The organism is Campylobacter sp. RM12647 (assembly GCF_020138135.1).
In the GTDB taxonomy this organism is placed as follows: domain Bacteria; phylum Campylobacterota; class Campylobacteria; order Campylobacterales; family Campylobacteraceae; genus Campylobacter_E.
In genome coordinates this window covers 69,186-88,071 of the sequence record NZ_JACGAS010000003.1, presented here as the reverse complement: position 1 = coordinate 88,071, position 18,886 = coordinate 69,186, and the positions used below count along the sequence as shown (strand labels likewise).

The 18,886-nt window shown below is 28.5% G+C and carries 20 protein-coding genes; 3 read left to right on the top strand and 17 right to left on the bottom strand.

The genetic code is table 11. The features are described from left to right. Window positions 1–5: 5 nt before the first annotated feature. The 4 genes from AVBRAN12647_RS02155 to AVBRAN12647_RS02140 all read right to left on the bottom strand — a co-directional run bounded on the left by AVBRAN12647_RS02155 (window position 6) and on the right by AVBRAN12647_RS02140 (window position 4,500). Window positions 6–1,208 carry a sugar MFS transporter gene (locus AVBRAN12647_RS02155; RefSeq protein WP_214149894.1) on the bottom strand — a complete coding sequence of 401 codons (1,203 nt, stop codon included), beginning with the start codon at window positions 1,206–1,208 and terminating at the stop codon, window positions 6–8. A gap of 93 nt (window positions 1,209–1,301) precedes the next feature. Beyond that, window positions 1,302–1,916 carry an ABC transporter ATP-binding protein gene (locus AVBRAN12647_RS02150; protein WP_214149893.1) on the bottom strand — a complete coding sequence of 205 codons (615 nt, stop codon included), beginning with the start codon at window positions 1,914–1,916 and terminating at the stop codon, window positions 1,302–1,304. Next, entirely contained in the window at window positions 1,913–3,502 is a 1,590-nt protein-coding gene (locus AVBRAN12647_RS02145) for an ABC transporter permease (protein ID WP_336614622.1), read from the bottom strand. Before AVBRAN12647_RS02145 ends, AVBRAN12647_RS02150 begins: the two co-directional genes overlap by 4 nt. Continuing rightward, entirely contained in the window at window positions 3,499–4,500 is a 1,002-nt protein-coding gene (locus AVBRAN12647_RS02140) for a Fe(3+) ABC transporter substrate-binding protein (RefSeq protein ID WP_214116872.1), read from the bottom strand. The genes AVBRAN12647_RS02145 and AVBRAN12647_RS02140 overlap by 4 nt, the downstream gene beginning before the upstream one ends. 165 nt (window positions 4,501–4,665) lie before the next feature. Between AVBRAN12647_RS02140 and AVBRAN12647_RS02135 the strand changes: the two genes are divergently transcribed. Then, window positions 4,666–5,391, top strand: a complete 726-nt coding sequence (locus tag AVBRAN12647_RS02135) for a tetratricopeptide repeat protein (RefSeq protein ID WP_214116874.1) — start codon at window positions 4,666–4,668, stop codon at window positions 5,389–5,391. Between the two features lie 23 nt (window positions 5,392–5,414). Here AVBRAN12647_RS02135 and AVBRAN12647_RS02130 read toward each other — a convergent pair whose 3' ends face one another. Genes AVBRAN12647_RS02130 through AVBRAN12647_RS02120 form a run of 3 tightly spaced genes read right to left on the bottom strand, consistent with a single transcriptional unit; the run spans window position 5,415 to window position 8,597 of the window. Further along, window positions 5,415–7,250: an aryl-sulfate sulfotransferase gene (locus tag AVBRAN12647_RS02130; RefSeq protein ID WP_214116876.1), complete on the bottom strand. Its 1,836-nt coding sequence runs from the start codon at window positions 7,248–7,250 to the stop codon at window positions 5,415–5,417. 28 nt (window positions 7,251–7,278) lie between these two features. Continuing rightward, complete coding sequence (gene dsbI / locus AVBRAN12647_RS02125) at window positions 7,279–8,037, bottom strand: protein-disulfide oxidoreductase DsbI (RefSeq protein WP_336608369.1); 759 nt, start codon at window positions 8,035–8,037, stop codon at window positions 7,279–7,281. 11 nt (window positions 8,038–8,048) lie between these two features. After that, window positions 8,049–8,597: a DsbA family protein gene (locus AVBRAN12647_RS02120; protein WP_336613786.1), complete on the bottom strand. Its 549-nt coding sequence runs from the start codon at window positions 8,595–8,597 to the stop codon at window positions 8,049–8,051. Between the two features lie 330 nt (window positions 8,598–8,927). On the opposite strand from AVBRAN12647_RS02120, the gene AVBRAN12647_RS02115 reads away from it, so the two are divergent. Continuing rightward, on the top strand, window positions 8,928–9,818 hold the full coding sequence (locus AVBRAN12647_RS02115; protein ID WP_336614621.1) for a DMT family transporter: 891 nt from the start codon (window positions 8,928–8,930) through the stop codon (window positions 9,816–9,818). After that, the gene (locus tag AVBRAN12647_RS02110) at window positions 9,815–10,318 is read left to right on the top strand and encodes a magnesium transporter MgtE N-terminal domain-containing protein (protein WP_214116887.1); all 504 of its coding nucleotides are present in this window, start codon (window positions 9,815–9,817) and stop codon (window positions 10,316–10,318) included. The genes AVBRAN12647_RS02115 and AVBRAN12647_RS02110 overlap by 4 nt, the downstream gene beginning before the upstream one ends. A 462-nt stretch (window positions 10,319–10,780) precedes the next feature. On the opposite strand, the gene AVBRAN12647_RS02105 is transcribed toward AVBRAN12647_RS02110, so the two are convergent. The 10 genes from AVBRAN12647_RS02105 to AVBRAN12647_RS02060 all read right to left on the bottom strand — a co-directional run bounded on the left by AVBRAN12647_RS02105 (window position 10,781) and on the right by AVBRAN12647_RS02060 (window position 18,881). After that, on the bottom strand, window positions 10,781–11,749 hold the full coding sequence (locus AVBRAN12647_RS02105; protein ID WP_214116889.1) for an iron-sulfur cluster assembly scaffold protein: 969 nt from the start codon (window positions 11,747–11,749) through the stop codon (window positions 10,781–10,783). After that, window positions 11,749–12,945 carry a NifS family cysteine desulfurase gene (locus AVBRAN12647_RS02100; protein WP_214116891.1) on the bottom strand — a complete coding sequence of 399 codons (1,197 nt, stop codon included), beginning with the start codon at window positions 12,943–12,945 and terminating at the stop codon, window positions 11,749–11,751. The genes AVBRAN12647_RS02105 and AVBRAN12647_RS02100 overlap by 1 nt, the downstream gene beginning before the upstream one ends. 94 nt (window positions 12,946–13,039) lie before the next feature. Next, complete coding sequence (locus AVBRAN12647_RS02095; RefSeq protein ID WP_214116893.1) at window positions 13,040–14,284, bottom strand: homoserine dehydrogenase; 1,245 nt, start codon at window positions 14,282–14,284, stop codon at window positions 13,040–13,042. Continuing rightward, complete coding sequence (locus tag AVBRAN12647_RS02090) at window positions 14,284–15,078, bottom strand: hypothetical protein (protein ID WP_214116895.1); 795 nt, start codon at window positions 15,076–15,078, stop codon at window positions 14,284–14,286. Before AVBRAN12647_RS02090 ends, AVBRAN12647_RS02095 begins: the two co-directional genes overlap by 1 nt. Further along, entirely contained in the window at window positions 15,078–16,103 is a 1,026-nt protein-coding gene (locus tag AVBRAN12647_RS02085) for a hypothetical protein (protein ID WP_336614620.1), read from the bottom strand. The genes AVBRAN12647_RS02090 and AVBRAN12647_RS02085 overlap by 1 nt, the downstream gene beginning before the upstream one ends. Continuing rightward, entirely contained in the window at window positions 16,096–16,782 is a 687-nt protein-coding gene (locus AVBRAN12647_RS02080) for a TrmH family RNA methyltransferase (RefSeq protein ID WP_214116899.1), read from the bottom strand. Before AVBRAN12647_RS02080 ends, AVBRAN12647_RS02085 begins: the two co-directional genes overlap by 8 nt. After that, window positions 16,779–17,591 carry a 16S rRNA (cytidine(1402)-2'-O)-methyltransferase gene (gene rsmI / locus AVBRAN12647_RS02075; RefSeq protein WP_214116901.1) on the bottom strand — a complete coding sequence of 271 codons (813 nt, stop codon included), beginning with the start codon at window positions 17,589–17,591 and terminating at the stop codon, window positions 16,779–16,781. The genes AVBRAN12647_RS02080 and rsmI overlap by 4 nt, the downstream gene beginning before the upstream one ends. Continuing rightward, a complete protein-coding gene (gene rpmE / locus AVBRAN12647_RS02070; RefSeq protein ID WP_214116903.1) occupies window positions 17,591–17,791 on the bottom strand; it encodes a 50S ribosomal protein L31 in 201 nt (66 codons plus the stop codon). Before rpmE ends, rsmI begins: the two co-directional genes overlap by 1 nt. A 57-nt stretch (window positions 17,792–17,848) precedes the next feature. Continuing rightward, a complete protein-coding gene (locus AVBRAN12647_RS02065; RefSeq protein ID WP_214116905.1) occupies window positions 17,849–18,508 on the bottom strand; it encodes a 16S rRNA (uracil(1498)-N(3))-methyltransferase in 660 nt (219 codons plus the stop codon). Further along, complete coding sequence (locus AVBRAN12647_RS02060) at window positions 18,492–18,881, bottom strand: hypothetical protein (protein WP_214116907.1); 390 nt, start codon at window positions 18,879–18,881, stop codon at window positions 18,492–18,494. Before AVBRAN12647_RS02060 ends, AVBRAN12647_RS02065 begins: the two co-directional genes overlap by 17 nt. Window positions 18,882–18,886 lie beyond the last annotated feature (5 nt).

Sequence of the window (18,886 nt, the reverse complement as noted above, 5' to 3'; positions counted from 1 at the left end):
AATTCTTATTTGCATTTATAGCCTTTAACTGCAAAGAATAAAATATATAAATAGCAAATCGCAGGAATAATGAAAGATATATGTAAATTAACAATATCAGCAAGTATTCCTTGAATAGGAGGGATAATAGCTCCACCAACGATTGCTATACAAATAATTCCTGAAGCTTGAGAAGTGCAGCGACCAAGTCCATTTGTAGCAAGTGAAAAAATAGTTGGAAACATAATAGAGTTAAAAAATCCAACACCTAAAACTGCGTAAGCGCCCAATTCTCCACCAATTAAAATAGCACACAATAAAAGCGTCATAGCAATAACTGCATTGAATGCTAAACAATAAGCAGGTTTAATATAATTCATTATATAACTTCCAATAAAGCGACCTACCATAGCTCCACCCCAATAATAAGCTATCATACTAGCACCTTCTACTTGAGTGATATTTAAAATAGGCATTAAATAAAGAATTAAAAATGAGCCGATAGCAACTTCAGCACCAACATAGCAAAAAATCCCAATAGCACCTAAAACTAAGTGTTTATATTGCCAAGCACTTGTTCTTGTATCGTGTGCGTTTTCGCTGATTTCTTCTGCTGTAATTCTTACATCAGGTAATTTTATGAAAAACTTCACAAAAATTCCTAAAACAATTAGTGCAACTGCAATTCCTAAATAAGGTAATTGAACCGAGCTTATTTTTTCTTCTAAGCTTAGATTTGTAGTTGAACTTAAAATAAATAAGCTACCAAAAAATGGTCCAACGGTTGTTCCAAGTGAATTAAATGCTTGAACTAAAGCTAAATTTCTTGCTTCTTTACCACTAGGTGATAATAAAGTAACGAACGGATTTCCTGTAACTTGAAGTAACACTACCCCACTAGCTAAAACAAATAAAGCACCTAAAAATATAGCATAACTATGAGTTCCTGCTGCAGGATAGAATAAAATAGCACCTAATGCGGCTAATAAAAATCCACCTACAACACCATTTTGATAGCCAATTTTTTGAATTAGCTTACCAAAAAATGCAGAAGTTATAAAATACGCTCCAAAAAAGCAAAATTGAACTAAAGATGATTGAAAATAAGTTAATTCAAAAAGTTCTTTAAGATGTGGGATTAAAATATCGTTTAAAACGGTTAAAAAGCCCATCATAAAAAATAACGCTGTTAAAATAACAAGCGAAAATGAGTTGTTTTGCGTTCTCATAATAATCCTTTGATTAATTTTAAAAAGCTCATTTTAAAATAATTTTTAACATTTTTAATAACTTTTTGTAAAAAAATTCAAAAAGTGTGTAGTTTATACACATTTTAATGTTAAAACCGAAGATTTAAAAGCATTCACATCAGCTAAATCGTGAGTTACCATAATGCAAGTTAGATTTAAATTATTCAAAAAATCCAAAACAAATGTCCTAACACTAGAGCGTAAATTAGCATCTAATGCACAAAAAGGCTCATCTAAAAGCAATAATTTAGGCTTTTGAGCAATACACCTTGCAAGTGCAACGCGTTGTTGTTGACCACCGCTTAAAGTCTTAGGATAAGAATTAAAAAGATTTTTTATATCTAAAGAATTTAAAATATCTAAGGCAATTTGTTTTTTATCTTTATCTTTTATACCAAACATAACATTTTCTAATACATTTAAATGCGGGAATAAAGCATAATCTTGGAATAAAAATCCTATATTTCTTTTATAAGCTGGAATTTTGCTAATATTTTCATTATCTAAAAAGATTTCTCCTTGTTTTAGCTCGTTAAATCCTGCAATTAGCTTTAAAATTGTGCTTTTACCACTGCCGCTTTCTCCTAGTATGGCTAATTTTTCTCCTTGTTTTAGACTAAAGCTAAGATTTGTAAAAAGTGGCTTTTCATATCCAAAACTCACATTTTTAAACTCAAAATAATTCATTTTCTTTCCTTAATCAAATTAAATATAACTAATAATATAAAGCAAGTTAATACAACCACAAGTGCAGGAGCACTAACCATAGCAAGCTGCTCATCACTTGCATATCTATCCATCTCAAACGAAAGGGTTTTAAAATCACTCGTAGCAAGCAAACTTGCTAAAGGCAATTCTTTAATTACTTCAATAAAAATCAATATAAATGAACTAAGCAAACTAGGAATTATCAAAACAAACTCAACCTTAAAAAAGCCTTTAAAAGGATTTATCCCCAAGCTATGCCTTGCATTAGTTAGTGAGCTAGGCAGTCTATTAAGCCCTGAATTAATTGAATTAAAACCTAATGATAAAAATCTAACAACATAAGCAAATATCAAAATCACAGGACTTAAGGTTAAAAACAAACTCTTATTAATTCCTAAGTAAGCATAAAAAGAAGCCAAACTTCTATCTATGAAAATAAACATAACAAGCATACAAACAGCCACAACAGAACCAGGAATGCTATAGCCCATATTTGCTAAAGAGCTTATTATTAATTTTGATTTATTGTTTTTAAAGCGTTGATTTGCCGCTAAAAATAAAGCAATTATCAAAATAATCACACTAGAAGCTATACTTAAAAAAAAGCTATTTTTACTAAGTGCAAATAAATTAGCATAATCAACATCAAAATAACTTCTCTTAAACCATATTAAAATGTGAATAACAGGCAAAATAAAGCTAATAAATAAAATTATAAAAAACAAGCTAAGCACAATTATTTCGGCTTTTTTGCTAAGTTGTGTCCTTGTTAGTGCATATTGTTTTGAACCTAATTCATAAGGTCTTTGAGTGATTTTCTCAATAAATAAGATAAAAAATACTATTAATAATAAAATCACAGCTAATTTAATAGCAGCATTTAAATCCCCATATCCAATCCAAGCTTTGTAAATACCTGTACTAAATACATGCAGACCATAATAATTCGGCGCTCCATAAGCATTAAGTGTCTCCATAGCACACAAACTTGCACCAGCTACAATAACAGGTCTTGATAAAGGCAAAATGACTTTAAAAAATATCTCAAATTCATTTTTACCTAGACTTCTTGCACTATAAATTAAACTAGAAGCAAATCTAGCTAAAAATCCCCTTGCAAGTATGTAAGTATAAGGAAAAAACGATATTGAAAATACAAAAATAACTCCATAAATATTCATCATATCAAAATGGATTTTAATATTAAATGTATCTCTTAAAAATATATTAAACCAAGAAAAATAAGAGAAAAAATCAGCATAAACATAGGCAAACAAATAGCTAGGAATTGCAAAAGGTAAAACCAAGCAAAACTTAAAAAATTTCCTAAATCTAAACTCATAAAAACTCTCAAAATAAGCTAAAAATACCCCAATAATCGTAGAAAAAATCAGGGTAAATAGCACAATAATTCCTGTATTTTTTAGATATTCTACTAAGTAGCTATCAAATAACACAGCCGTATTTTCTTTAATCGGCTGTGTTATAAAAAATATAATATAAAAAATAGGAATTAATATTATAAATAATATCAAATAAGCTAAAAAATCGCTTAATCTTCTCACTTCCATAAAGCCTTATCAGCTACTACTTGAGCGGTTTCAAGATTTTTTGCTATTTCGTTAAAATCAATTTCACTTGCTTTAAACTCACCCCATGATTTAACCACATCAGCAGGACTTGCTTCGCTATTTACTGGAAATTCGTAATTTGTTTGAGCTAAAATCTCTTGAGCTTCTTTACTTACTAAAAACTCCATTAAAGCGGTTGCTTCTTTTACATTTTTAGCATATTTTGTAATACCTGCTCCACTTATATTTATATGCGTTCCACCATCATTTTGATTTGGGAAGAATATTTTAAGATTTTTAAATACTTCTTGTTCAATTGGATCTTTTGATACAGACATTCTACCTAGATAATAACTATTCATAATAGCAATTGCCCCTGTGCCACTTACAATTGCTTTTGCTTGGTCTCTATCATTGCCTTTTGGCTCTCTTGCAAAATTAGCAACTAATTTTTTAGCCCAATCTTGAGTTTTATCAAGCCCATCTTTTGCTATCATAAATGCTATTAAATGGCGATTATACGAAGCTGTTGAAGAGCGAGTTAAAACCTTACCCTTAAACTTCTCATCAGCTAATGCTTCATAAGTGCTAAGGTCTTTTTCACTAATTTGTTTTGGGTCATACACAAATACTCTAGCTCTATAGGTTACTCCTGCCCAAGTTTTGTCTTTATCACTAAATTTTGCAGGAACTTTTTCATCAACTATTTTTGATGAGTAAGGTTGTAATAAGCCTTTTGATTTTGCTTTGTATAAATCCCCAGCTCCAACTGTCATAAACAAATCAGCTTGAGTATCTTTGCCTTCTTGCTCTAATTTAGTTATAAGTGGGTCAATTTTATCCTGAACTAAATTAACCTTGATACCTGTTTTTGCTGTAAATGCGTCAAATACGATTTTGTCCGAATCATAATGCCTTGAAGTATAGACATTCACCACACCATTTGCTAAAAGCACACTGCTTGCTAGAATTGTTAAAGCTAACTTTTTCAATTTTTCTCCTTAAATAATATTTTAAAGTATTGAAATATTAGCAAGAAATTTATAACAATTATTATTTTTATTTTTAAATAAATTAAAAATTACTATCAATAATACTAAATTGCTAAATGATATTTAATTATAATAAAATAAGACACTTGAAAAAAAGGAGAAAAAATGAAAAAAATATTATTAATCGCATTAATTAGCGTGATTGCTTTTTCGCAAGATTATTATAAAGAAGCTTTAAAATATCACAAATGCTTAGGCGTTGAATGTGATTTAGAAAAAGCAAAAGAACTATACATAATCTCTTGTAATGAAAAATCATATAAAGCTTGTAATAATTTAGCAACTATTTATAATGAAGAAAACAATCCAGATAGCTTACAAAAGGCTGAATATTATTATAAATTATCTTGTGAGTATAATAACAATGATGGAATTTCTTGTGGGAATTTAGGTATATTTTATTCTAATACTTTAAAAGATGATATTAAAGCAGAACCATATTTATTTAAAGGTTGTAAAGCAAATATAAAAGACGCTTGTATGCAATTAGCCTTCGTATATATAAATACAAATACTAACTTAGATAGAACCGCTAAAATATTTGAACATTATTGCAAGTTAAATGACCAAAATTCTTGCTTTAATTTAGGGCAATTATATTTATATAATGATAAGATGAAAAACGAAAAATTAGGTTTTGAAAATCATTTAAAAGCTTGTAATATGGATAATGCGATTTCTTGTAAAAATATAGCTATTTTGTATGTAAAACATAATAATTTATTTAAAGCGTTTAAATATTTTAAAAAATCTTGCGGCTTAGGAGAGCAAGAAGATTGCAAAAAAGCCTTAGGTATTGTTATATATTTTATTAAGAATTTAAAGAACTAGAAATAATTCTAGTTCTTTTTTACTTATTTACTAAGTGCTTTGCCTAAATCAAACGGCCACGCTTGATAGCCTGTTGTATCTTTTAATTGGATTTCAACGCTAGGAGTAGTTGAGCCATATTTAAATTCCATAATGTATGGATTTGGTGCTGAAGTGAATGCTCCATTTGCTAAATCAAAATTAGCTCCCGCAGTAGCCGAATACGCAAAAATTGAGTTCTTATCTGCATTATATTGAGCTAGAGAAGTTACAGGGCTATACCATTCATGACCTCTTTGTTTGCCGTATTCCCAAACTTGTTCAACGCTCATTTTTTTCTCATCTATTTTATAAACAACTGCACGAGAGTATTTATCAGTTGGAAACGCAGGTTGTTCCATACCACGACTATCTCCGTTATCAAATACGGTTATATAAGTAACACCTTTTTTACTTAATTCATGAATTCTATAAGCTGTGTGTTGAGTCCAAGTGAAGTCAAATCCACCTTCAGGATTTTCATATCCTGGACATTTACTATATTCATCATCACACTCAATTTTTTTACCTTTATTATCTACAGGTTGTAATAAGTATTTTTTAAACTCATCTTTCCAACCTTTGTGAGCACCTAAAATCCACTTGATTTTTTTATCACGACCAATTTTTACAACCGCATTTTGATGGCGAGATGAAATGATAATACTATCATCACTTGGGTCATAACTAACGCTATTTACATGAGCCCAGTTGCGACCTGCTCCAGTTCCAACAATATCTCCAAACTTATCACTACTATCAAGTTTTGCTAATTCTTCAGCACTTAAAGTTTGACCTGCTTTATTTGCATCAATATTTAAACATACTGCACCTTGGTCAAGAACTTTTAATGCTATATCTCTATATGGGTCAAGTATTTCGTATAATCTCCAATCATCAACCACATTACCATCTCTATCAATTTCTACGATAACATCTCTTACCGTTCTTACATTTTTACCATCAGGGCGAAGTGTATTTGCACTAGCAACTCTTAAAAAATAATTTCCATTAGCTGCAACATCAAGTTGGTGTGAATAGTCAATATAGTTTGCAGGTAAGCGACGATTGAAAATCTCTCTTCCCATTATGTCGTATTTTGCATATCTTTGACCATATCCCCAAACTAAAGCACCATCAGTATCTTGTTTAAAGCCCATCATAACACCAGCCATAGTTGAGCTATCAAGGTCATAAATTGGAGTAGCTAACATATACCATCTAACTTCTCCTGTTGTATCAATGATAAAGTTTTGCGGATAATAATTCCATTCTAATGCCCCACCTGTTGGGTTATTCCATACTACTTTAGTTCCTGCTCCACTTTTTTCTTCAATATTATTTACAAAATAAAGTCTATCTTTAAATTCTGGGTCAATTTTATTTACTTTAGCTTCACTAAATAATGCAGCTTTTTGGAATTTAATTCCACTAGCTTCTACATAAATAGCACTAGCATACATTTCATAAACTTCGTTTTCTACTCTTTCTTTTTTGCCATTTGCTTCTTTTGTATAGCTAACCTTAACCGTATTGTAATAATTAGGATATAGTCCAAAAACTGGAATTCCGCCGTGAGTTAATAAAAATTTATTAGCAACATTATATTTTAAAGGAACTCCGTTTTCCTTAGGAACAATTTCAACGCTAACATCGCTTAATTTATAACCACCATTTTTAATAACTGCAGTAAGGGGAGCGATTTTATAAGGGTTCATTACTAATTCACCGATTTTGCCTTGTTTGTGATAATCAGTCTTAGCACCACTAGCACCACCTATAGCATAAGCACTTGTTGAAAGAATTGCAGCTGCTGCAAATAAACTCAATACCTTTTTCATTTTAATCTCCTTTAAAAAATTAATATATTCAAATTCCAGCTGCCATTGAAGCAATTTTTGCTGCTTTAATAGCATTTCCACTAAAAAATAAAATCAAAGTAACAGCTATTACAATAATAGCACCAATTTTTGCACATTTGCAAGGTTTTGATATAAAGCCTATAAACATTGCTAAAAGTGCAACAAAACAACATACAAAGCATAATAAACATGCAATTGCCATATTCATAAAATGCAAACTAGGTATTAAATACCAACCTTGCGAATAAAATCCATCTTCAAAATCGCCCGCTTCAGTTCCTACAAAAAATTGTTGAAAAGAACTTAAAGTAGCATAAGCATCTTCAGGCACGATAGGATTATCAAGACCACATTCTCCAGTAGGTAAAAACCAACCTGGTGCTAATTCGTGTAAAGGCAATGCAAAAGGATATATTGGAATTTCTCTACAACCTTGCACTCCACCAAAAGCATTTGCATTATGCACTGCTTCGTGAATTTCATTTAAAGTTATACAAAATCCAAAACCTATTAAACAACCATAAAAACCTAAAGTATATCCAATAATTCTAGTTAGTTGATGTGGATAAATAGCTGCTATTATGCCACCTATTGCCATTACTATCATTGCATATCTAATATATACGCATTGTTCGCAAGGCTGCATATATAAATAATCTTGAAAGAAATAATGTGCTACACAAGTAAGACCTAGTGTAACAATAACCATTAATATCCATAAAAGCCTACCTTCTTGTAGGCTTGTTAATTTATTAAGAAGCTTCATAGCAAAACTCCTTACATACTAAGTAATTCTTTAATAACCTCAACTAAAGCTTCAGGTGAGCCAATTTTTGAAATATTTACTTCATATTTTCCATTAACTACAAAACCTGGAGTTCCGAAATTCTTTGAAATAGGGTCAGCGATTTCATAAGAAGCAATGATTTCTTGAGCCTTAGGAGTAGCTAAAAACTCATCTAATTTTGCTTTATCAATTCCTAAAGCTTTTAGACCTGTTTCATAAAATTTATCTGGCTCAGCACCATTTCCCCATCTTTGATTTTTCTTAAAATAAGCTGAAAAATAAGCATCACTTACTTTATGGTGTAAGCTATGTGCGTCAGCAACTTTTCTTCCTGCTTTTTCATCTTCATTTTGTGCATAAGCTAAAACTTCAGCAGCTTGCTTGCCATAATCTCCCATAGTTTTTACTAATAAATATCCAACTTTTACATCAGGGAATGCAGCTTGGATTTTTTCCATAGTTTTTGCTTTATGATGTGAATAGCAATGTGTGCATCTATAAGACCATACTTCATAAACTGAATTTTGAGCATTTGGGATAGGAGTGCTTAATGTAATGTATTCATTACCTTCGCTTAAAGCAAATAAATTACCCCCCCCCCATTAGCATAGTAGCTAAAACCAATGAACTTGAAACTTTTTTTAAGACTTTCATCTTAATCTCCTTAAATTAAAATTATATTTTTATTTTAATTATTTAATTTTAAAATAAACTGAAAAATTATTTTAAATTCTAATAATTATTATTATAAAATCCATACTATTTATTTAATTTATAATCACTTTAAGTATTTAATAAAATAAATTAATTAATCTAAAAAATTAAGCAAATAAAATAGCATTTAAACTATAATTGCCTAAAGGATTAATATGAGTAAAAATTATGGGGTAATTTTAGTTTTTTTAGGTGGAATTTGCTGGGGATTTAGTGGTGTTTGTGGAGAATTTATATTCTTAAAAAAAGGCTTAAATGCTGATTTTTTAGTGCCATTAAGATTATTATTTGCTGGAATATTAATGCTTTTATTTTGTTTAATAAGAAAAATCAAAATTAATTTTTTAATTTTTAAAAACACAAAACACCTATTTACATTATTAATATTTTCATTTTTCGGCATTTTTATGTGTCAATATACATACTTTTACGGAATTGAATTAAGCAATGCTGCAATTGCTACCGTAATTCAATATACAGCCCCTGTTTTTATAGTGCTAATCGTATGTTTTGAACAAAAAAGATTTCCTAACATATATGAAATTCTAGCTTTAATTTGTGTATTATGTGGAGCTTTTTTGCTATCAACTAATGGTGATTTTAATAAATTTGTAATCTCTACTAAGGCTTTAATTATATGCTTTTTATCATCAATTGGAGCAGTTTGTTATGCAATTATTCCTAGAAAAATTAATATGATTTATTCTCCTTTGCCTAATTTAGGTTTTGCTATGCTTATTGCAGGAATTGCTTTTTGTCTATATCAAAAGATTTGGGAATTTGAAGTGCAAATTGATTTAGAATTAATACTTGCTATGTTAGGAGTAATTGTAGTTGGAACTACTATGGCTTTTGGTTTTTTTATGGTTGGTTTACAAGAAATAGGAGCAAGTAAAGCTAGTCTAATATCATCAAACGAGCCATTAGCTGCTGCAATTATTGGATATTTATGGTTAGGGACAAGCTTATTAATCGTTCAAATAATTGGATTTGCTTTAATTATGATTGGTATTTTAATAACAATGTTAAAAAAGGAAAAATCTTGAAAAAATTATTAATTCTTATGAGTTTAATCTCTTTTACTTACGCACAAGATTGCAGCGCTTATTTTGCTAGCCAACAAATACAAATGGATAGAAAGATAGAAGAATTAGACGAAGCAAAACAAGCATTAGAAAGCTATAAGGCTGCTTTTTTAGCTATTCAAAAAGAAAAAGAAGAAAAAAACTTAGCAATGTTAGAAGAGATAAAAAAAGAACAAGATAAATTAGATGAAATTAGAAACAATAATGCAAAAATTTTAGCCGAAATTAGACAATTAAAAAATGAAATTACAGAAAATAAAATAAATAAAGTATCAAATGCCTATGCTAAGATGAAAGATGCAGCAGCAGCGGCTATTTTAGAAACAATGGATGAAAAAGAAGTTATAAAAATATTTTTAAGTCTTGAAGCTAAAAAAATATCATCAATACTAGCAAAAATGACCCCAGCAAAAGCAGGAGAATTAACAAGATTATTAAGTGAAAATAAATTACAAAATTAATCTATTTTCTTATAAATTTGGTTTATCTAATATTTTTTGTTTAATAATTAAATATGATATTAGATTTAGCCTATAGGTTTTAATTAAGATTATTTTTAAAAATTAATTTAAAACTTCATTGTATTAGAGTTATAAAAAGTTTTTATAAAATATTTTTTAAGTTTATTCAGTTAAAACCTTAAATTACTTTCAATACTAATTTAATTTCGTGCGTTTTATGAAGTTTTATAAAAATTATATGTGTTATTTATATATTAGTTTTTATACTTTTAAAAGTTATTTAAAGTCCCATACATAAAGCTTTAATCTATTTTATAATCAAGTAAATTTTTAAAAAATTGCTACTTATATGCAATATATCTACTTCTTAAAATATTTGATTTTAAATTCTTTAGCAATATTATAAGTGATATGTAATAAGAAAAATTAAAATAGGAAATAAAAATATTTCCTATTTTGTAATCACACTGGAATTACTCTAATGTTTGGACTAAGATTTTCTTGAAGAATATTTTCAATAGCATATAATGTCCCAGTGCTTCCACTAGAACAGCCACTACATGCGCCTAGATATCTAATATATAAATCACACATTCCATCGCTACTTTTTTGAATATCAATTACTTCTAAATCTCCACCATCCATATGTAGCATTGGGCGAATTTCAGTATCTAATAATTCTTCAACTGCTTTAATTTGTTTTACAACGGTTAAATCATCAAAATTATCACTTAAATTAGCTTTTTTCAAGCGTTCTTTATCCATTTCAGCTCTAGTTTCAGCCAATATATCAACCAAATAATATTCTCTTTTTTCATGACCGCCAGGTCTTACACAAGATTTACAAAAGCCACCTGCTTTAGTATATTGAGTAATTTGCTCAACTGATTTTAAATCATTTAATTTTATTACTTCTTTAATAGTTTTTAGGCTTACTCTAGCACATTCACAAACTATAATCTCATCTTCAAAATCTTCAGGGTTAATACCTTTATATTGAGCTGCTGCAGCTTTTATAACATCATACGCCATTACACTGCAGTGCATTTTTTGAGGTGGAACTGCAGGAGTATCAGGATTATCACGCATTGCAAATTCCACATCTATATTTGTAATTTTTACAGCTTCATCAACACTTTTACCTATACAAAGTCCTGCCATTGTATCACTACTAGCAATTGCAGTCCCACAGCCAAAGCTTTTAAATTTTGCGTCCTTAATAATATTAGTAGCTTCATCTACTAACCAATAAAGCCTAACAGCATCGCCACAACTTTCAGCTCCAAAATCAGCAACTATTAATCTTGTATTAGTAGCTTTTGCGTCTTCTTCTGTAAGCTCACCCATATGAATTGGATTATTCATTAAATCTTGAACTTTTTGTGAATATTCATCCCAAATTGAACCACTTATTAAATTATTTTTTGCCATTATTTATCCTTTTTAAGCCAGCTTGGAGAATAAGCGTAAGTGCTAGAAATTGCTCTTAAACGCTTAGCTGCTGCTTTAATTTGTTCTGCTGCGTAATCAATTTCACTTTCTGTATTAAAACGACTAAGGCTTAATCTTAAAGCCGTATGAGCTAAATCAGCTTCAGCTCCTATTGCTTCCATAATAGGATTGCTCTCAAGAGTTTCAGAAGCACAAGCACTTCCTGTACTTGCTGCAATTCCAGCCTTATTTAAATCCCATAGCATCGCTTCACCTTCAACACCCTTAATACTTGCTAAAATAGTATTAGGAACTCTATTTGCCCTACTTCCTACTACACTAACATCAGGAATTGTTAAAATCTCATCTTCTAATTTATCTCTTAATCTTCTTATATGAGAATTTTCATAATCAAGCATTAAATTAGCAAGTCTTAACGCTTCTGCCATTCCAACTATTCCAGCTACATTTAATGTCCCACTTCTACGACCACCCATATGCTCTCCGCCGTGAAGTAATGAAGTAAGTTTTAAACCTTGTTTTATATAAAGACCACCAACGCCTTTTGGCCCGTGAAATTTGTGTGCTGAAAATGACGCAAAATCAACTCCTGCACTTCTAAAATCAACTTTTATTTTACCAACCGCTTGGGTTGCGTCAGTGTGAAATAAAGCTCCATGCTCGTGTGCAACTTGAGCTAATTCTTTAATAGGGAAAATCATTCCTGTTTCATTATTCGCCCACATAACATTCACAAGTGCTGTTTTATCACTTATCATTGCTTTTAAATCATCAACATTGCAAGTGCCTTCGCTATTTACAGGTAAAGTTTTAACCTTAACACCTAATCTAGCTTCTAAAAAAGCACAGGCTGCACCAACTGCTGGGTGTTCAACTCCACTTATAATGATTTCGTTTTTATCTTTATTTAAAATCTCATCAAAATAAATTCCTTTTAAAACCCAGTTTATGCTTTCAGTAGCACAAGATGTAATAATCACATCATCTAAATCACTCGCTCCTAATCCGCTATATAGTTTATTTAAAGCATCATTTAATGCTTTATGAGTAGCTTGACCATAGCGATGAAGTGAATTTGGATTACCATATATATTTTCTAAATACGGCTTCATTAATTCAAAAACGCTTGGGTCTATCATAGTAGTAGCGTTATTGTCTAAATAAATTTCTTTCATAACCTTTCCTTTTCCTAAAGCTTTTTTATCCGTTTTTTAAAATGGGATAAAAATTATCTTTTATAAATAATATTCCAAATTATTAAATGAATTACTATTCTTCTATTCTTATTAAATTAATTTCATCTTTTACAAATTCTTGAACTTGTAATTCTTGCAATAATTTATTGATTTTTGCTTCATTTGCAAGATGAGTTGTAATAAAAATCGTTCTTGATTGATTTTTTGATGGGCGTTGCATTAGACTATCTATGCTAATTTCATTATTACTCATTAAACTTGTAATTTTATTTAAAACACCTATCTTATCATCTACACTTAATCTTAAATAATATTTAGAAGTTATATCGCAAGTTGATACTAAAGATACCACTGGTAATTCATTATATCCTAGCATTTTACGAGTTTTATTATCAGCTATTTGCATTAAATCGCTTAAAACAGCACTAGCAGTCTCAAGACTTCCTGCACCTGCTCCATAATACAAACTCTCTCCTAAAGCATTATCATTAAGTAAAATAGCATTCATAGAATTATTTACACTAGCTAAGATATGATTTTTATCTATTAATGTTGGATGAACTCTAATTTCTACCTTATCATTATTTTGTTTTGCAATTGCTAAAAGCTTAATTCCAAATTCAAATTCTTTAGCAAAATAAAAATCATCATTGCTAATCTTATCAATTCCTTGAACCAAAATATCTTCAGGTTTTATATTAACTCCATAAGCAAGACTTGCTAAAATGGTTAGTTTATGTGCTGCGTCCATTCCGTTAATATCTAATGTAGGATCAGCTTCTGCATAGCCTAATTCTTGAGCTTGTTTTAAGGCTATTTCATAACTTAAGCCTTCATTTTGCATTTTTGTAAGAATGTAATTTGAAGTGCCATTTAATATACCTTTAATACAATTAAATTTATTAGCACTTAAACCTTCTTTGATAATTTTAATAATAGGCACACCGCCAGCAACACTTGCTTCATAGCCAAAATATTGATTAGGCTTTAGCATATTTTCAATATCATAACGATAATAAGCAAGTAAAGCTTTATTAGCTGTTATTACATGTTTTCCTTTTTCAAGAGCTTTTTTAATGCACTCATAAGCAAATGTAGTCCCACCCATTAATTCACAAACTACATCACAATCGCTATTTAAAATATCTTCAAAATTACTTGTTTGAGTATAAGGACAATTTGCCTTATGCTCTCTTGTATAAACTAAAGAAATTTCTAATTTTTTGCCTAGTCTTTTTTGAATTAATTCAGAATTTGTTTTGATTAATTTTGCTACACCACTAGCAACCGTTCCATACCCTAATAAAGCTATTTTCATTACATTCCCTTTATATTTAATCCTAATCTAATATTTTCTAGCGTAAAAGCATCTCCTACTATCATATAAGCACACATTTTAGGAACTGCTACATTTAATTCTTTAAAATTATTTTCACTTTTATAAGTTGAAATAAGATTTAAATTCTTATCCAAAAATTCAATCTTTGGATACCAAATATTATTTAAATTTCTATCAATTACGAGCTTAGAAATATTATTAACTTTTATAAAATACGCATCAAGTGGTTTAGTAAGCTCTAATAAATCGCCTTTATTTAATTCAAAATCAGCTTGTATATTTGCTCTGCTAAAATCAAGTTCATAACTAAATTCATTCTGATTTCTTCTAGCATCTATTATATATACCCCTGTCTTTTTTAAAGCTTCGTATAAAGCACCTGGGTCTATACTAAATTTTGAATTAATCGTAAAAGCAACACTAATTTCATCATTATTTTTTACATATTCACTAACTAAATAATAATTAATTCCTATTTGCTCATAAGCTTTTGTAATAGCCTTTAAAAATATCCCTGCTTTTGCTTTTGCGCTAAATTTAATTTGCATATTTGTAGCGTTTGAATAAGCATAAGTTAATAAAGAATTCATTTTTAAAACTTGAGTAATTGCTTTAATATTTGGCATATTTCCTTGCATATAAGACCCACTAGGAAATAATAATCTAAGCTTTGCATCTTTGCTATCATCATTTACTAATTTTGAAGCTATTTCATAAGAAGAAGTAGCATAAGAAAAACTAGCTAATACAAATAAACATATTAATTTTTTCATTATTTTGCCTTATCTAATTTTGTATATTCTTTTTGACTTAAAAAAGTAACTTTTCCATCTTTAAATAAAATATATCTAGCATCATTTGTGCTAGGTAATTCTATCTTAGAACCATCTAACTCAAGAGTGAATAAGTTATTACCAACAAAAATTAAAGAGTCTTGAGTAAAACTAGCACTTTTTACTATCATATAATTTTTAGTTTCTTTTGTTTTTAAATTCTTAACACTAACCCAAACCTTAGAATTTGGACTTAATAATAATTTATTATCTTTTTTAATCTCTGCTTTAGGCTCTATAATCTCTGCTTTTTCTTCTTTAATTTCATTAGATTTTACTTCTTGAACTTTAACTTCTTGAGTTTTAATCTCTTGTGGTTTTATTTCAGGAATAAGCTCTACTTGTGCTGGAATTTGAATTGTTTCTTCTTTTGTATTTATCTTACTTTCTTCTAAATTTTCAGGCTTTTTATCTTCTTTTACTTCTTCAAGCTTTTTCTCTACTAAAGGAGTAGCTGGTTTTATTTCTTCTTTTACTTCTTTAATAGGTTCTATTTGAGTTTTAGTTTGTGTAGAATTTTCTTGCTGATTTACTTGCAATTCTTCTATTGGTTTTTCTTGAGTTGTGGTATTTTCTACTACTTCTTGAGAATTTTCATCATAATAATTAAAATAATAAAAAACCCCAGCTATTACAATAATAGTAGCTAAACTAAGATATATAAAATAAGCTAAATTACTATTTGATTCCTTATCAGAGTTATAACCCATTACTTTAGGTTTTACTTTTAAAGAATTTTTTTTGTCCTTAAAATGATTGTTTTTATATTCATTATATTCATTTAACCATTCGCTAAAATCAATATTATATTCACGCTCTAAAATCTTTATATTCATTGCAATATTAACACTACTTAAATTCTCATAATCTTTATTAATTATTGCTTTAATTCTAGCTTCATCTAAGTGAGTTTTTAAAGCTATTTCTTTAACAGAAAAACTTTTTAAATAATCTACTTCATTCATTTATCATCCTATCGCCTAAAATAGCAAAAGCATTACTAACATTTAGGCTATCAAAATTATTTTTCATAGTAATTTTTACTTCTTCATTACAAGATTTAATAATCTTAGAACTAAGTCCATTACCTTCGCTACCCATAACTAAAACCGATTTTGTAGCATATTTTATTTTATTATGCTCTTTAGCGTTTTCTGAATTATTTGCAGCATAAAAGCTAAAACCAACTTGCTTAAATTCATTAACCAAGCTTAAAATATCCTTAGTAAATGCTAATTTTAATTCAAGTAAAGCACCAGCACTAGAACGCATAACTGCTTCTATATTAATATTATTTCCTGAATGAATAATCCCATCAAACCCTAAAGCATAAGCACTTCTAGCAATTGAACCTATATTTCCAACATCGCTTAATTCGTGCAATAAAACAATTTTTTCAAATTTTTTAAACTCATTTATATTTGCTAATTCGTATTCGCTAACTTTTGCTAAATAGCCTTGATGATTTCCACCCTTTGCCATTGCTTGAGCTTTAATAAAATCTAACTTATGTATTTTTTTGCCTAATTTTGTAATTTGTCTAAAGCTATCTTTATCTAAATCTTTTGCTAAATATATTTCTTCTATTTTTTCAGGATGTTTTGTAATATAGTGCATTAGCACTTGTTTGCCGTAAATTATCATTTTTCACTCTTTAATAAATTTTCATAATTTTGTTTTGGGCTAAGCCCATTTAATTTACTCAATAATTTCGCTTTATCTTTTAAACTTATATTAAGATTTAAAATATCTTGAGAATTTATATTAGAATTTGAAATAGAATTTTCATTATTTATAACCACTACCCATTCGCCTTTTAAATTCTCATTTTTTAAAATATTTGCTAGATTTTTAGCAGTATCTTTATAGGTTTTTTCATACATTTTTGATATTTCTTTAATTAAAAATAATTCTTTATCTTCATCAATTTTTGCAATATCTAATACTAAATCCAAAATCCTTGTAGGGGCTTCATATATAATAGTTGGATAGCTTTGATTTAGAGCATTTTCTATTTGAGCTTGACGATTTTTTTTGATATTTAAAAATCCTAAAAATATAAATTCCTTATCAGAAAACCCACTTGCAACAAGTGCGGTAATAGCAGCATTTGCACCAGGCAAAACACTATATTTTATATCATTTTCTTGAGCATATTTTACTAGTGAAATTCCAGGATCACTTATGCAAGGCATACCTGCATCACTCAAATAAGCTATATTTTTAGAAAAATCAATTTTAGAAAAATCAAAATCTTTTTCATTGTGTGAATGTAGTGATATGAAATTATTTATATTAAATTCTATATTATATTTACTACTTAATAAATTAAGTAAAGCCTTACAAACTCGCACATCTTCACAAAAAATTAACTCGCAAACTTGTAAGACTTCTAAAGCACGATATGAAATATCGCCTAGATTTCCTATTGGTGTAGGAACGAAATAAAGCATTATTGCATTGAATATTTTTTCTTAAACTTCTCAACTCTACCTGCAGCATCTACGATTTTTTCACTTCCTGTGAAAAATGGATGACAACTTGAGCATATATCTACTCTTAATTCTTCTTTATTTGATTTAGTTACAAAAGTATTTCCACAAGCACAAGTTACAGTGCATTTTTTATAATCTGGATGAATGTCTTTTTTCATAATATTTTCCTTTTTGGCATAAATAAAGCTGTGATTGTATCTTAAATTACATTAAATCTACATTAAAATTTTTGAACTTATGCTTATAATGGCTGTTTTTGCTTTTAAAATATTTGTAATTTTTAGACCTTGAGTTTTAAATAAATTCCTTTCTTTTTCACTAAAACCACCTTCAGGGCCAATTACATATAAACAATCTTTATTAAACTCGCATAAATCATTTTTATTAAAATCAATTAAAACAAAATCATTATAAAGTTTTTTAAGTTCGGCTAAATTATTTAAAATTGTGATTTTTAAAATATCAGCCCTAGCACATTGTGAGCTTGAATTATGCAAAATCTTTTCAAGTTTAGCTAATTTTTTATCATCAAATTTATAAGATTTTTGAGAAAAATCTGTATAAACTAAAAATAATTCTTCTAATCCTAATTCATTTAAATAAGGTGCAATTTCAAAAATACTATCAATTTCTATCATAGCAAGTGCAATTTTTACACCACTTTTATTTGCTTTAAATTCACATTGTTCTAGCATTTTTAAAATGATTTTATTTCTTTGCATAAATATTATTTCATATTTATACAAAAACCCATCTAATCTACTGATATTTACTATATTTCCTATTTGTTCTCGTCTAGCTTTAAAATGAGATACTAATTCACTATCTAAAACAATTTCTTCACTACCTGCTAAATCATTAAAATAGTAAAACATTGTTAAATCCTGCAATTAAAATAGCAAATAATTTTATTAGCTCTAAAAATAAACTTAATTTTTTAAATTTTAAATATTCTTTGCTTTTTCTATATTTTTTAAATTTAATAAATTGAAATATAGAAATTCCTAAAATTAAAATAACAGCAAATAGCATTAAAAATCTAAAATCATTAAAGCCTTTCATAGCTTCAATAATAATGCCTGTAAAAAACACACAAACAATTATCGTATAATAAGCAGGCAAAAGCACTCTGATTCTAAAAATATATTTATGAATGTCCTTTAAATATTGTGAAAAAACAAAATATAAAAGTTCTAAAATTATTAAAATATATACAAAAAACAAATGCACACTTATAAAATCACTCATTAAAA

Bases quoted from the DNA above. Each gene is read 5' to 3' on its own strand.
- AVBRAN12647_RS02150 (WP_214149893.1), bottom strand. From the start codon at position 1,916: ATGAATTATTTTGAGTTTAAAAATGTGAGTTTTGGATATGAAAAGCCA.
- AVBRAN12647_RS02080 (WP_214116899.1), bottom strand. From the start codon at position 16,782: ATGATAATTTACGGCAAACAAGTGCTAATGCACTATATTACAAAACAT.
- AVBRAN12647_RS02130 (WP_214116876.1), bottom strand. From the start codon at position 7,250: ATGAAAAAGGTATTGAGTTTATTTGCAGCAGCTGCAATTCTTTCAACA.
- AVBRAN12647_RS02090 (WP_214116895.1), bottom strand. From the start codon at position 15,078: ATGAAAAAATTAATATGTTTATTTGTATTAGCTAGTTTTTCTTATGCT.
- AVBRAN12647_RS02060 (WP_214116907.1), bottom strand. From the start codon at position 18,881: ATGAGTGATTTTATAAGTGTGCATTTGTTTTTTGTATATATTTTAATA.
- AVBRAN12647_RS02095 (WP_214116893.1), bottom strand. From the start codon at position 14,284: ATGAAAATAGCTTTATTAGGGTATGGAACGGTTGCTAGTGGTGTAGCA.
- AVBRAN12647_RS02100 (WP_214116891.1), bottom strand. From the start codon at position 12,945: ATGAAAGAAATTTATTTAGACAATAACGCTACTACTATGATAGACCCA.
- rpmE (WP_214116903.1), bottom strand. From the start codon at position 17,791: ATGAAAAAAGACATTCATCCAGATTATAAAAAATGCACTGTAACTTGT.
- AVBRAN12647_RS02155 (WP_214149894.1), bottom strand. From the start codon at position 1,208: ATGAGAACGCAAAACAACTCATTTTCGCTTGTTATTTTAACAGCGTTA.
- dsbI (WP_336608369.1), bottom strand. From the start codon at position 8,037: ATGAAGCTTCTTAATAAATTAACAAGCCTACAAGAAGGTAGGCTTTTA.
- AVBRAN12647_RS02105 (WP_214116889.1), bottom strand. From the start codon at position 11,749: ATGGCAAAAAATAATTTAATAAGTGGTTCAATTTGGGATGAATATTCA.
- AVBRAN12647_RS02115 (WP_336614621.1), top strand. From the start codon at position 8,928: ATGAGTAAAAATTATGGGGTAATTTTAGTTTTTTTAGGTGGAATTTGC.
- rsmI (WP_214116901.1), bottom strand. From the start codon at position 17,591: ATGCTTTATTTCGTTCCTACACCAATAGGAAATCTAGGCGATATTTCA.
- AVBRAN12647_RS02135 (WP_214116874.1), top strand. From the start codon at position 4,666: ATGAAAAAAATATTATTAATCGCATTAATTAGCGTGATTGCTTTTTCG.
- AVBRAN12647_RS02065 (WP_214116905.1), bottom strand. From the start codon at position 18,508: ATGTTTTACTATTTTAATGATTTAGCAGGTAGTGAAGAAATTGTTTTA.
- AVBRAN12647_RS02085 (WP_336614620.1), bottom strand. From the start codon at position 16,103: ATGAATGAAGTAGATTATTTAAAAAGTTTTTCTGTTAAAGAAATAGCT.